The organism is Ruegeria sp. YTSC002 (assembly GCF_059609845.1).
This window is the reverse complement of sequence record NZ_JBXWML010000001.1, coordinates 430212-443313: the sequence shown is the minus strand read 5'-3', so window position 1 is coordinate 443313 and position 13102 is coordinate 430212. Positions and strand designations below refer to the sequence as shown.

The following is a 13102-nucleotide window of genomic DNA, read 5'->3' as shown; positions in this document are numbered from 1 at the left end:
CCTGCGGCCAATTCAACCCCGGGATATTTTCGGCCAGATGAAGTGCGGATCAGGAGTGCCGGATCAACGGGGCGAGGTCGGCTTGCTGCAATGGCCCCCTGCCCCATGGGCGGTATCGAAGACGGACGGCATGCAACAGAGTTTCATTGTCTACATCAGCGCTGAAACCGGCGGCTTGAGCCAGGTTTCGGAACTGGCCCTCTGATGCAGTTGGCAGACCAGCGGCATTTCCGCGGGGCGCGGCCAGCAAATTGCGCTCGAGCCGCGACCAGTCAAATCGCGGACCGGGGTCAAATTTGCGCCCGGGCGCCATGTCCGAATGGCCGATAACACCGTTTGGCAAGATGGCCCAACGGTGCATTATCTGGCGCAACAGCTGTTCCAGCCGGTGCATCTGGGGTTCCGGGAACGGATGCTTGCCGGTGTTGTCCAACTCGATGCCAATGGAACGAGAGTTGATGTCGGTCTGACCGTGCCATTCTCCGGCACCCGCATGCCAAGCGCGGTGCTCTTCACGCACCATCTGCCACAGCGTGCCATCATTGCCGATCAGGTAGTGGGCCGAGACCTCGGCCTTTGGGTCGCACAGACGATCCAGAGCCGCCTGCGCGCTGTCCATCGCCGTGTAGTGGATCACGATCAAAGACGGCGTCAGACCACCCCGGCGTTCGCCGAAATTTGGCGACGGATGCCAGATCGGGCTCAGGGCGTCAGTTGCTGACGGCACTGCGGAACGGGCTTGGGTCCCAGCCACATGCATAGCCGTCCCCATCCGGGTCCAGACCTTTGCGATCACGCTGGGGGCCGCCATTGGACAGAAACTCGATCTGAGCCTGATCGGCGGATGGGAATTGCGCGCAGTTCCTCTGAGCCTTGGCCTGAAGGTTGAAGCCCGAGCGTCTGTAGAGTTGGGTGCCGACGGGATTGGACGTGCTCAACGCGTATTGCACGATGTTTGTCTGGCCGCTCGCCGTACGCTCGGGCACTGCCGTAGGGGCCACGATTTCGTAGGTCTGGCGGTTCTGCTCGATCCGGGCGGCGTCGGATTCGATGCTGCGGCGTTCGGACACGGCAGAAAAATCCTGTTCATCCGAAATCGCACCAGTGTTCGCCACCGGAACCGCCGTAGCAGCGGCTGGGTCTTGGCCAGATGTGCTGGCCAATGCCGCCGCGGCTTGGTTGGCGATATCCGCGTTTTCACCCGTCGCAACAGTCGCCGCACCCGGGGCGCCCAGCGGTTGTTGTGACACATCGACCGGAGCCAGCAGAGGGTTGCCGACCGCACCCTGACCTGCCAATTGAGCCTCGCGCTGCGCCTGGTATTCAGGCGTGTTGAAACCTGTGCTGGTCAGCGGCGCGACATCCGTGCATGCAGCTGCCAGTGCAAGAGCGGGCACCAAAAGCAAAACGCGCATTGTTTGGCTCCGTGTCTAGTGCTTCAGTTGCCCGAGGCTTACCACCATTTCACGGGCTTGGCCACAAAACCGGCCGCATTTTCCAGCGCATAGGCGGTGTTGAGCAGATCGCCTTCTTCCCAAGGACGCCCGATCAGTTGCAATCCCAGCGGAAGGCCTTGTGTGTCCAGCCCTGCGGGGACCGAGATACCGGGCAAACCGGCCAGGTTCACGGTCACTGTAAAGACGTCGTTCAAATACATTTGAACTGGATCTGCTTCGGTCATTTCGCCCAGACCGAAGGCTGCCGATGGGGTTGCCGGGGTCAGGATGGCGTCGACCCCGGCCGCGAACACGTCTTCGAAGTCTTTCTTGATCAGCGTGCGCACCTTGCGGGCACGGTTGTAATAGGCGTCGTAGAAACCAGCCGACAGAACATAGGTACCGACCATGACCCGGCGCTGCACTTCGTGACCAAAGCCCTCGGCGCGGGTCTTTTCATACATCTCGGTGATGCCATCCCCCTGCGCCAACTGCGCACGATGCCCATAGCGGACACCGTCATAGCGGGCGAGGTTCGAAGACGCCTCGGCCGGGGCGATCACATAGTAGGCAGGCAGCGCATACTTGGTGTGCGGCAGCGAGATATCGACGATCTCGGCCCCCGCATCCTTCAGCATCGCAGCACCGTCGGCCCAGAGCTTTTCGATCTCGGCGGGCATGCCGTCCATGCGGTATTCCTTGGGGATACCGATCTTCTTGCCCTTGATGTCTCCGGTCAGCATCGCTTCGAAATTCGGGACGGCCAGGTCCGCACTGGTCGAATCCTTGGCGTCATGACCGCACATGGTTTCCAGCATGATCGCGGCGTCGCGGACATTCTTGGTCATCGGCCCGGCCTGATCCAGCGAGGATGCAAAGGCAACAATGCCCCAACGAGAGCAGCGACCATAAGTCGGCTTGATGCCGGTGATGCCGACAAAAGCCGCGGGCTGGCGGATGGAACCGCCGGTATCGGTGCCCGTTGCCGCAAGGCACAGATCGGCAGCAACGGCCGCCGCCGACCCGCCGGACGAGCCACCCGGCGTCAGCTGCGTATCATCGTTGCCACGACGCCAAGGGCTGACGGCATTGCCATAGACCGATGTTTCGTTGGACGACCCCATAGCGAATTCGTCCATGTTCAGCTTGCCCAGCATAACGGCACCTGCGTCAGCCAGTTGCTGTGAAACAGTGGATTCGTATTCCGGCTTGAATCCTTCAAGAATGCCCGACGCGGCTTGCGACGGCACGCCCTTGGTGCAGAACAGGTCCTTGATGCCGATCGGCAGGCCACACATTGACGGAGCGTCGCCACCTTTGATCCGTTCATCCGCCGCCTTGGCGCGTTCCATCGCGATCTCAGGCGTCTTGTGGACGAATGCGTTCAGCGCATCTGCTTCATCAATGGCTTTCAGGCAGGCGTCTGTCAGCTCAACAGAAGTGACGTCGCCGGCTCGCAATGCGTCGCGGGCCTCAGCCAGACCCATTTTGTTCAGATCGCTCATGTCTTACTCCACCACTTTGGGGACTGCGAAGAACCCTTCGCGGGCGTCGGGGGCGTTGGCCAGAATCTTGTCCTGCTGATTGCCATCGGTGACTTCGTCCTGACGACGCTTGAGGCGCATGGGTGTGACCGAGACCATCGGCTCGACACCTTCCACATCCACTTCGTTCAGCTGTTCGATGAACCCCAGGATGGTGTTGAACTCGGATGCCAGCGCCGGCAGCGCGTCATCCTCGACCTTGATCCGGGCCAGTTTGGCCACTTTGGCGGCGGTGCTTTGGTCAATCGACATCGGCTTCCCTCATCTACGTTAGGGGGCGTTTACCCGTCTGTAGCGACAGTCGCAAGACCGGGGTGCCATGGGCAGGTGCAAGTTTGGAATTCCCTCCACTTCTGCGGCCATTCAAAACTGAATGGCCGGTATGCAAAAAAGTAAACCGAATAGTTCATTATCGATCTTGAAAACTGAACTGTACTGTTCATTTTATTTATGCGACATAACGCAAACCGGAGAAAAAACATGAAACCCCTGATAACAGCCGCAGTCTTGTCCGCCACGATTTTGGCCGCACCGGCCATGGCTTTGGGTATCGACACAAGCAACCTGACACGCACGTTGACCTTCCCGTCCCCTATCGCGGAACCGGTCACGCAGGATCAGGTTAAACCTGCCAAGTAAAGCGCAGGTCCCGGCCGGGTCAGATATCCCCTCTCTGACCCGGCCGTTTTTCATTTTCGAGGATGCACATCCCAGGGCAAGCCGTTAGCATGACGTCGAATACAGAACAGAACTGCGCCGAGGTTTCGTAGTTCAGGCAAGCCAGTGGAGCAGATGATGAGCGCGCAAAAACAAGCGGTTCTGGACGCAATCGACGCAGCCAATGCAAATGACCCCAACCAAGACGATGGCCGCCCTGCGGCACTGCTGTATGGCGAACGCATGAGTGCCGAGTTGGACCGCCTGTTTCCGGACGCTTCTGACGCCCTTCAGATCGCCGCGCGCGGGCAGCATGTGGAACGTTGGAGACTTGCCCGCAGTGAATATCCCGAAGGCCGGGCTGGATACCTGTCATGGCGCAAGGCGCAGGGCGAACACCATGCCGATGTGGTCATGGGATTGATGACCCGTGAAGGTTATGACGCGGAACAGGTCGAGGCCGCAGGGCGCATGCTGCGCAAACAGGGCATCAAGCGCGACGCAGAGGTGCAGGCGCTGGAAGACGTAATCTGCTTTGTATTCCTGAAATGGTATTTCCAGCCCTTTGCCGCGAAACACTCGGCCGAGAAAATCCAGAGCATCGTTGAAAAAACGGCTCGCAAGATGTCGCCCGAAGGCCGCGCTCGGGTGTTGAGCGAATTTGATCTGCCCGATCATCTGGCGGCAGCCTTTCAGAACTAGGATCGGACCAGGGCGGTTTCGTTGACCTCCTTGTCACGAAGCTCGGAGGACACACGCGATCCCTCCGCGCCTCAAGACGCCGGGCCTTTGCCAAAACGGCCCCTGACAAGAGCCGCGCGATACACTTCGATCAGCCAACCCAGCATGATGGCATTCAGAATATGCCACATGAAATGCGTCCCCATCGGCCATTGCCTGCAAATTGGCAGATCGACCGCCCGGAAAGTGATCGATAGAATCAGGATCAGAGCCCCGAGCGTCATCCCTCTGGCCAAGTTCGGATCATTGCCCCGCAGCAGGAACGCGTAGATCAGGATCAACAAAGGGACCGGCGCATAAGCCGCCGACCCACCAATCCCCGGCACAAGCTGGAACAGGGGCGCAACGGCCGCCGCATAGGGAAGAAACAGAAGCGTACCGCAGATCGCCAATCCAGACGACATGCGACAGATGTCGCGGTTCACCGCATATATATAGACCAATATGAACAGCAGGATCGGCGCCACATCCGCCAAGGCCGCCCAAACCCGGGCATGGGTGTGAAACAGATAGCTTCCGATCCCGATCATGGCCAAAATCACGACCAGACCCTTGGCAAACGGCATGTCCTGATCGCGCACGCGCCGCCACATGATCCATGCGGCTATCAGAAAAGCAGCGTTCGTGATCGCATTGATCGGCTCGGCCCAATAGTCCGGCGACACGCGTTCACAATAGCCATCAATTTCTCGAATCCAGTCCATGGAATTTTACATAGCCGATGCTAGGCTGCTGCCAAGAGACCTTATGGGAGGAAAACCGGAATGAACATTATCTGGCTGGGCCATGGCAGTTTTCGCATTGAAACTCAGGGGCAGGTTCTGTTGATCGACCCGTGGCTGACCGGCAACCCGGTCTTGCCGGAAGATCAGCATGATGCAGCGCTGGATGGTGCGTCTCATATCCTTCTGACCCACACGCATTTCGACCATGTGGTTGACATTCTGCCGCTGGCCAAACACCTGAAAATCCCCGTTGTCGGACAGTATGACCTGATGGGATACTGGAGCGAAGCGGAAGGCATCGAGACCATCGGTTTCAACAAAGGCGGCACCGTCGATCTGAACGGCGTCAAGGTGACAATGGTTCCGGCCTCTCACAGTTCGACTTTTTCAACACCAGATGGTCTGCGCACCGGCGGCAGCGAGGTCGGCTTCATGATCGCGGCCGAGGGGCGTATGCTCTATGTTTCGGGCGATACCGACATCATGGCGGACATGGATTGGATGGGGGATTACTACAAGCCCGATATCGGCATCCTTTCAGCCGGCGGGCATTTCACCATGGATATGAAAGCCGCCGCCTATGCCGCGAAACGGTACTTCGACTTCAAGACGGTCATCCCATGCCACTACAGGACGTTCCCCATTCTGGAACAATCCGCACGGGCATTGATCGACGGATTGCCGGGGGTCGATGTGATCGAACCTGAGGTCATGAAAGCCATCACCGTCTGACGACAGCGCAGCGCGTCAACCCGGCGCGTCTTTGCGGCGCGCTTCGAAGAAGGCCTTCAAAAGCGCGGCGGCCTCTTCGCCTGCAATCCCGTCATAGACCTCGGGCACGTGATGCGCCTGTGCATGTGAAAACACGCGCGCGCCATGCGCCACGCCCCCGGATTTGGGGTCTGCCGCACCGTAATAGATCCGCCGGATGCGCGCGGCCGCCAAGGCTGCGGCGCACATCGCGCAAGGCTCCAGCGTGACGTAGAGATCATGATCCGGCAGCCGTTCAGAGCCCGCCTGCGCACAGGCTGCTCGCAAGGCCATGATTTCCGCATGGGCCGTGGGATCATTCAACTCGCGCGTCCGGTTTCCGGCCGCGGCCACGACCGTTCCGTCCGGACCAACGACAACAGCCCCCACGGGCACCTCCCCCCTGTCGGCTGCCGCTCGCGCCTCGGACAGGGCCTGTTGCATATGCGATTTGAACACCATGCCCCTGACTGCATCAGAAACCCGCCTTTCGCAAGCGCGCGGGATGCGGTATGGCCCTGACATGAACAAGACCCCACCCCCCGGCGATCGGATCGCCAAAGTCCTGGCCCGCGCTGGTGTAGCGTCGCGGCGCGAGGCGGAACGCATGATCGAAGCAGGCCGCGTGGCAGTGAATGGCAAGACCATCGACAGCCCAGCCCTGAACGTGACGGCGAAAGACAAGATCGCAGTCGACGGCAAGCCGGTCTCGGAACCGGAACCGTCGCGTCTCTGGCTGTATCACAAGCCCGCCGGGTTGGTGACGACGACCAGCGACGAAAAAGGACGAGAGACAATTTTCGACAAGCTGCCCGACGACATGCCACGGGTGATGAGCGTCGGTCGGCTGGACCTGAATTCCGAAGGATTGCTGCTGTTGACCAACGATGGCGGCATCAAGCGCAAGCTGGAACTGCCCTCGACCGGCTGGTTGCGGAAGTACCGCGTGCGGGTGAACGGTCGCCCGAAGGACGAGGATTTCGAACCGCTGCGCAAGGGGCTGGTGATCGAGGGAGAGCGGTTTCAGCCAATGACCGTGTCGCTGGATCGCCAACAGGGCGCAAATGCCTGGCTGACGATCGGCCTGCGCGAAGGCAAGAACCGCGAAATCCGCCGCGCGATGGAAGATATCGGTTTAACCGTGAACCGACTGTTGCGCGTGTCCTATGGCCCCTTCCAGCTGGGGACCCTGAAACAGGGCGAGGTCGAAGAAGTCCGTCGCCGGGTCATGCGCGACCAGCTGGGTCTGGACGCCGAGGACAAACCCGACAACGCGCCCAAACGCCCGTCACGGCCACAAAGAAAACGGCCTCGGATCGGCAAGAATCCCCGCAAGTGATGCGGGTTCGGCAACCTTCCCCCTAGCGCTAAGCCCGCGTATCCCCTAAATTTTCAGTGAAAGCTGCTATTTGGGGGGCGTGATGTCCGGAAGCGCAGTGCAAAAACTGGCCTACGCGGCACTGCTGGTACTGTTGTTCGGCGTCTGCACTGGCTTGCTCGGGGGTCTGTAAGTCATGGCAAAACGGTTTGGCGGCAAATACAGCCCGCACGGCGATGAATCGGAAAACACCCCACTGCCGAGGGGTCAGTTTGACGGCGCGCGGGTCGAGCCCGCTGGCGCACGTGCGAATATTCTGTTTGTGCCCGCCATTCCTCTGGTATTTCTGTCCCTGAACGACGGCGCGATTGGCATGACCATGGGGCTGGTCGCCGCTGGTTTCCTGACGGCGGCCGCATTCTTGCTGCGGGAAGGTCTGAGGGCCGAGGCCGCGTACAACGCCCGCAAAACCGCCCGACGGCCCGCTTTTCCGCGCAAGATATTTGCCAGTGTTCTCACGGGCCTTGGCGCAGGCCTTGCGTCTTACAGATCCGAGTTTCTGGACGCTGAAGCAACAGCGCAGGTCAGCCTGTTGGCCCCCGCGCTGTTTGGCGTGGCAGCGACCGTTCTGCATTCTGTCTCATTCGGCCTTGATCCGATGAAGAACAAGGGCATGGAGGGGGTCGACACCTTTCAGCAAGACCGCGTGGCCCGCGTGGTCGATGATGCCGAGAAACATTTGTCGGAAATGACGGATGCCATAAAACGCGCGGGCGACCGACGCGTCGAAGCCCGGGTCGAGCGATTTCAGGACACCGCACGTGACCTGTTCCGCACGGTCGAGGAAGACCCCCGCGATCTGGCCGGTGCCAGAAAATACCTGACCGTTTATCTACAGGGCGCGCGTGATGCGACTGTCAAATTTGCCGATATCTACGCGCGCACCCGCGACGCGCAGGCACTGGCCGACTATTCCGCCCTGCTGGACGATCTGGAACAGAATTTTGCCGCGCGTACGCGGAAAATGTTATTGGATGACCGCAGTGATCTGACGGTCGAAATCGACGTGCTGCGTGAAAGATTGCAGCGCGAAGGCGTCCGGCTGGACTGACCGGCCATATTTGAGCGAGGAACATCCCCATGTCCGATGAGATCAAGAAAAAGGCGGTACAGGCCGAAACTCTGGTACAGGAAGTCACCGCAGTTGCCCTGCCCGAACCACAGGCCGAGGTCGTGTCGCTGGAGGAAGCCGACGAACCCGTCAGCGCCGAAATCCGCAAGCGGATGAATGAAATCGACATGGACAACACCAATTCGATCGTCGCGTTCGGCTCGTCCGCGCAGGCCGAGTTGCAGGAGATCAGCCAGGCCATGCTTGCGGATGTGCGCAACAAGGATGTCGGCCCGGCCGGTGACAGCCTGCGCAACATCGTAACCACGATCCGCGGGTTCTCGGTCAGTGAACTAGACGTGCGCCGCGAGCGCAGCTGGTGGGAAAAACTGTTGGGCAGGGCTGCACCATTTGCGAAATTCACCGCCCAGTACGAAGAGGTTCAGGACCAGATAGACCGCATAACCGACGATCTACTGGGGCATGAGCATACGCTGCTCAAGGATATCAAGTCTTTGGACCTGCTGTATGAAAAGACCTTGGATTTCTATGATGAACTGGCGCTGTACATCGCGGCGGGCGAAGAGAAGCTGACCGAACTCGACAGCCACGACATCCCTGAAAAGGAGGCCGAAGTTCAGGCCGCTCCGGAAGACCAGCAAGTGATGAAGGCGCAGGAACTGCGTGACATGCGCGCGGCGCGGGACGACCTTGAACGCCGGGTTCATGACCTGAAACTGACACGACAGGTCACGATGCAGTCCCTGCCGTCGATCCGCTTGGTTCAGGAAAACGACAAATCGCTGGTCACCAAGATCAACTCGACACTGGTGAACACCGTCCCGCTTTGGGAAACGCAACTGGCCCAGGCGGTTACGATCCAGCGCAGCGCCGAAGCCGCCGCCGCGGTGCGGGATGCCAATGACCTGACCAACGAGCTTTTGACCTCGAACGCAGCCAACCTGCGTGAATCGAACAAGATGATCCGCGAAGAAATGGAGCGCGGTGTGTTCGACATCGAAGCAGTCAAGCAGGCCAATGCCGACCTGATTGGCACCATCAACGAAAGCCTTGCGATTGCGGACGAAGGCAAGGCCAAACGCGCCGCAGCCGAAGCCGAGTTGCAGAAGATGGAAAAGGAACTGCGCGACACTTTGGCGTCTGCCAAGGCACGGCGCGACGGAACTGGCGACACTGCCGGTACGGCGGTACCCGGTTAAGGGCGGGATCGGCGTGCGGGCCTTCGGTTACTTGAAAGGAACCTTGGGGATGGTATCGCTCTTGGCCTTGGCCAATTGCGACGAGACCCTGACGTCATCCGTTGTTCCACAACCTCGCCCGACACCCGCACCCGAGGCAGCCAATGCTTATGTGCCGCCATCTGCCGCAAGTCAGGATCTGGCGCGCTTTTATCGACGGGTTGAACGGGACCTGCTGGTGCGGGGGCTTTTACGCACCGATGGGGGCGGCCCCGACACCCCCTATGATGCCGACGATCTGGCGCGGAATTTCGAAGCGATCGCGTTCTACAGCGAATATCCGACGCAAAGCGTCGCGGCTGGCTCGCGTCAGACGGACGGGCAACTCAGCCGATGGTCCGGCTCTGTCCGGATACAGACCGAGTTCGGCCCCTCCGTGCTTCCTTCTGCACGGCAGCAAGATGCAGATCAGGTTCGGTCCTTTGCCACCCGTCTGGCCAGATTGACCGATCATCCGGTTTCCGTCGTCTCCCGCAACGCCAATTTCCATGTCTTTTTTGCAGGCAAGGATGACAGCGCCTATGTCGTATCCCGCCTGAAACAGCTGATCCCGAATATCAGTCAGGATTCGCTGAACCTGGTGGCCAATCCACGCGCCAATTTCGACTGTCTGGTGTTTGCGTCGGCTACGACCTCATCACCACACAGATACGTACGTGCCGTTTCCCTTATCCGGGCCGAATTGACGGATCTGGGCCGGCAAAGCTGCATTCACGAAGAAATTGCTCAGGGTCTTGGCCTGTCCAATGACAGCCCGGCAGCGCGACCTTCGATTTTCAACGATGATGACGAATTTGCCCTGCTGACCAGTCACGACGAAAAGCTGCTGACGATGTTGTATGACCCGCGATTGCAGCCCGGCATAGACGTTGATGAAGCACGACCCATTGTACGAATAATCGCACATGAATTGATGGGGCAGCCGCTCTGACCCCGATGACAGGAGAACCCAGATGGGAATTTTCGATTTTCTGACCGGAGAATTCATTGATGTCATTCATTGGGTGGACGACACCCGTGACACGATGGTCTGGCGGTTCGAACGCGAAGGCCACGAGATCAAGTATGGCGCCAAGCTGACCGTGCGCGAAGGTCAGGCGGCGGTATTCGTACACGAAGGCCAACTGGCGGATGTGTTTACGCCGGGCCTTTATATGCTCGAAACCAACAACATGCCGATCATGACGACACTGCAACATTGGGATCACGGGTTCCAGTCGCCCTTCAAGTCCGAGATCTATTTCGTCAACACCACCCGGTTCAACGACCTGAAATGGGGCACCAAGAACCCGATCATGCTGCGCGACCCGGAATTCGGCCCGACCCGGATCCGCGCCTATGGCACTTATACGGTACGTGTGAAAGACCCGGCCAAGTTCCTGATCGAGATCGTGGGCACCGATGGTGAATTCACCATGGACGAGATCAGCTTTCAGATCCGCAACATCATCGTGCAGGAATTCAGCCGGGTCATTGCAGGCTCGGGCATTCCGGTTCTGGACATGGCCGCCAACACCGCCGATCTGGGCAAGCTGATCGCGGCCGAGGTCTCACCCGTGCTGGACGGATACGGGCTGGAGATGCCTGAATTCTACATCGAAAACATCTCGCTGCCGCCGGCGGTCGAGGCGGCGCTGGACAAGCGCACCTCGATGGGGCTGGCGGGGGATCTGGGCAAGTTCACCCAGTATTCGGCGGCCGAGGCGATGACGGCGGCCGCCAGCAACCCAAACGGCGGTGGCGGCATGGGCGCTGGCCTTGGTATGGGAATGGGCATGGCGATGGCGAACCAGATGTCGAACATGGCAGCGGGTCGGCCGTCAGGCCCGTGGGGCGCGCCCGCGCCCGCTGCCCCGCAACCGTCTGCGCATGTCGCCCCGCCGCCCCCGCCGCCGGTCGAACATGTGTGGCACATCGCGGTGGACGGACAGACCAGCGGCCCGTTCTCGAAGGCCAAGATGGGCCGCATGGCCAGCGACGGCGAGATCACGCGCGACACCTACGTGTGGACGCCCGGTCAGGACGGCTGGAAGAAGGCGGGCGAGGTGCAGGAACTGGCGCAACTGTTCACCATTCTGCCGCCGCCCCCGCCCGGCGCATGAGGGCACCGCATGGCCGGCCTTGGAAAACGCTCGAAAAAGGGCAGGCGCAAGACGCGTCCCGGCCCGCATTTCGTCTGCCCCTGCTGCGACTATGTCACCCTTTCGGAACGCGGAAAGTACCTGATCTGCCCGATCTGTTTCTGGGAGGACGAGGACATCCATTATGACACGAACCCACGCGAGCCCTCGGCGGCCAATCACGGCCTGACGCTGGCCGAGGGGCGAAAAAATTTCAGGACGATCGGGGCCTGCGAAGCCGAAATGCTGCCGCATGTCCTGCCCGAGGAAGACCGCGCGGACTATCTCTACTTCCCTCTCAAGGACTGAGCGCCTCATGACTCATGCCCCTGCCCCATCACCTGATTTTGCGGAACTCCGTTTTCCGTGTGACCAGTGCGGCGCGGACTATCGGTTCGACCCGAAATCCGGCACGCTGACCTGCGATCACTGCGGCCATTCCGAACCGATCGGGGCTGGCCCCTGGGGCGGCGCCAGCCTGCGCGAGCTGGATTTCGACGCGGCCATCGCCGACCGCTTGCCCGACAGTGAAATCGAAGAGACACGGGTTCTGTCCTGCCCGAACTGTGCGGCGCAGGTTGAATTCGACCCCAACACCCATGCTGCGGAATGCCCGTTCTGCGCCACTCCGGTCGTGACGGACACCGGGGTGAACCGGCATATCAAACCGAAGGGTGTTCTGCCTTTTGCTCTGGATGAACGCTCGGCCCACAGGGCGATGAGCGATTGGCTGGGGCGGCTGTGGTTCGCGCCGAACGGGCTCAAGGACTATGCCCGCAAGGGCCGCAGGATGCAGGGCATCTATGTGCCCTACTGGACCTTTGATGCCGACACGAAATCGGCCTATCGCGGAGAGCGCGGCACGGTCTACTATGAAACCCGCACCGTCATGCGGGATGGCAAACGGGTGCAACAACAGGTGCCCAAGGTCCGCTGGACGCCCAAGTCCGGCCGGGTGGCCCGGTTCTTTGACGACGTGCTGGTTTTGGCTTCAAGGTCTCTGCCCAAGGCTTACACGGATGCTCTGGAGCCTTGGGATCTCCCGGCTCTGGAACCCTACCAGCCAGAATACCTCGCCGGTTTTCGGGCCGAGGCCTATACGGTTGAACTGAAAGAGGGATATGCCGAGGCCCGCGCACATATGGCCCGCGTGATCGAGCGTGATGTACGTTTTGATATTGGGGGCGACAGGCAACGTATCCATGCGGTGGACACTGATGTGCGCGATGTCACATTCAAACATATCCTGCTGCCGGTCTGGTTGGCGGCCTATAAGTATCGCGGCCAGACCTATCGTTTCGTGGTAAACGGCCGGACCGGTCGGGTTCAGGGAGAGCGCCCCTGGTCGGCAATAAAGATCACGATCGCCGTTGTACTTGGCCTGCTGGTTGCCGCAGGTGTCGGATATTTGATGGCAACAGGACAGCAATAACAGCCTCTT

At 60.1% G+C, this 13102-nt stretch carries 16 protein-coding genes; 10 read left to right on the top strand and 6 right to left on the bottom strand.

What is annotated here, in order from left to right; genetic code table 11:
* Positions 1–49: 49 nt before the first annotated feature.
* The 4 genes from AC2FFD_RS02205 to gatC are packed head-to-tail and all read right to left on the bottom strand — an operon-like array spanning position 50 to position 3232.
* Positions 50–760 (bottom strand): N-acetylmuramoyl-L-alanine amidase, encoded by a 711-nt coding sequence (locus AC2FFD_RS02205; RefSeq protein ID WP_254439950.1) that lies wholly within the window; start codon positions 758–760, stop codon positions 50–52.
* Entirely contained in the window at positions 711–1415 is a 705-nt protein-coding gene (locus AC2FFD_RS02200) for an excalibur calcium-binding domain-containing protein (RefSeq protein WP_496871721.1), read from the bottom strand. The genes AC2FFD_RS02205 and AC2FFD_RS02200 overlap by 50 nt, the downstream gene beginning before the upstream one ends.
* 38 nt (positions 1416–1453) lie before the next feature.
* Positions 1454–2941 carry an Asp-tRNA(Asn)/Glu-tRNA(Gln) amidotransferase subunit GatA gene (gatA, locus tag AC2FFD_RS02195; RefSeq protein WP_480683847.1) on the bottom strand — a complete coding sequence of 496 codons (1488 nt, stop codon included), beginning with the start codon at positions 2939–2941 and terminating at the stop codon, positions 1454–1456.
* Positions 2942–2944: 3 nt separating this feature from the next.
* Entirely contained in the window at positions 2945–3232 is a 288-nt protein-coding gene (gatC, locus tag AC2FFD_RS02190; RefSeq protein ID WP_117868236.1) for an Asp-tRNA(Asn)/Glu-tRNA(Gln) amidotransferase subunit GatC, read from the bottom strand.
* 228 nt (positions 3233–3460) lie between these two features.
* On the opposite strand from gatC, the gene AC2FFD_RS02185 reads away from it, so the two are divergent.
* Entirely contained in the window at positions 3461–3619 is a 159-nt protein-coding gene (locus AC2FFD_RS02185) for a hypothetical protein (RefSeq protein ID WP_170343617.1), read from the top strand.
* Between the two features lie 156 nt (positions 3620–3775).
* Complete coding sequence (locus tag AC2FFD_RS02180; RefSeq protein WP_496871719.1) at positions 3776–4339, top strand: DUF4202 domain-containing protein; 564 nt, start codon at positions 3776–3778, stop codon at positions 4337–4339.
* A gap of 71 nt (positions 4340–4410) precedes the next feature.
* On the opposite strand, the gene AC2FFD_RS02175 is transcribed toward AC2FFD_RS02180, so the two are convergent.
* A complete protein-coding gene (locus tag AC2FFD_RS02175; RefSeq protein WP_496871717.1) occupies positions 4411–5082 on the bottom strand; it encodes a ceramidase domain-containing protein in 672 nt (223 codons plus the stop codon).
* Positions 5083–5142: 60 nt separating this feature from the next.
* Here AC2FFD_RS02175 and AC2FFD_RS02170 point away from each other — a divergent pair, with 60 nt between their 5' ends.
* Positions 5143–5835 carry a metal-dependent hydrolase gene (locus AC2FFD_RS02170; RefSeq protein ID WP_170343614.1) on the top strand — a complete coding sequence of 231 codons (693 nt, stop codon included), beginning with the start codon at positions 5143–5145 and terminating at the stop codon, positions 5833–5835.
* A 15-nt stretch (positions 5836–5850) separates the two neighbouring features.
* On the opposite strand, the gene AC2FFD_RS02165 is transcribed toward AC2FFD_RS02170, so the two are convergent.
* Entirely contained in the window at positions 5851–6315 is a 465-nt protein-coding gene (locus AC2FFD_RS02165; protein WP_170343613.1) for a nucleoside deaminase, read from the bottom strand.
* Here AC2FFD_RS02165 and AC2FFD_RS02160 point away from each other — a divergent pair.
* From AC2FFD_RS02160 to AC2FFD_RS02130, 7 genes are all read left to right on the top strand, one after another.
* Positions 6314–7192, top strand: coding sequence for a pseudouridine synthase (locus AC2FFD_RS02160; RefSeq protein ID WP_171616101.1), 879 nt, complete (start codon positions 6314–6316; stop codon positions 7190–7192). The genes AC2FFD_RS02165 and AC2FFD_RS02160 overlap by 2 nt on opposite strands.
* A gap of 175 nt (positions 7193–7367) precedes the next feature.
* The gene (locus AC2FFD_RS02155; protein ID WP_480683843.1) at positions 7368–8282 is read left to right on the top strand and encodes a 5-bromo-4-chloroindolyl phosphate hydrolysis family protein; all 915 of its coding nucleotides are present in this window, start codon (positions 7368–7370) and stop codon (positions 8280–8282) included.
* A 29-nt stretch (positions 8283–8311) separates the two neighbouring features.
* Entirely contained in the window at positions 8312–9502 is a 1191-nt protein-coding gene (locus AC2FFD_RS02150; RefSeq protein WP_170343610.1) for a toxic anion resistance protein, read from the top strand.
* Between the two features lie 49 nt (positions 9503–9551).
* Positions 9552–10472, top strand: coding sequence for a DUF2927 domain-containing protein (locus tag AC2FFD_RS02145; protein WP_170343609.1), 921 nt, complete (start codon positions 9552–9554; stop codon positions 10470–10472).
* 22 nt (positions 10473–10494) lie between these two features.
* Entirely contained in the window at positions 10495–11643 is a 1149-nt protein-coding gene (locus tag AC2FFD_RS02140; protein ID WP_170343608.1) for an SPFH domain-containing protein, read from the top strand.
* 9 nt (positions 11644–11652) lie between these two features.
* A complete protein-coding gene (locus tag AC2FFD_RS02135; protein ID WP_496871712.1) occupies positions 11653–11970 on the top strand; it encodes a CPCC family cysteine-rich protein in 318 nt (105 codons plus the stop codon).
* 7 nt (positions 11971–11977) lie between these two features.
* Positions 11978–13093 (top strand): TFIIB-type zinc finger domain-containing protein, encoded by a 1116-nt coding sequence (locus AC2FFD_RS02130; protein ID WP_496871711.1) that lies wholly within the window; start codon positions 11978–11980, stop codon positions 13091–13093.
* Positions 13094–13102 lie beyond the last annotated feature (9 nt).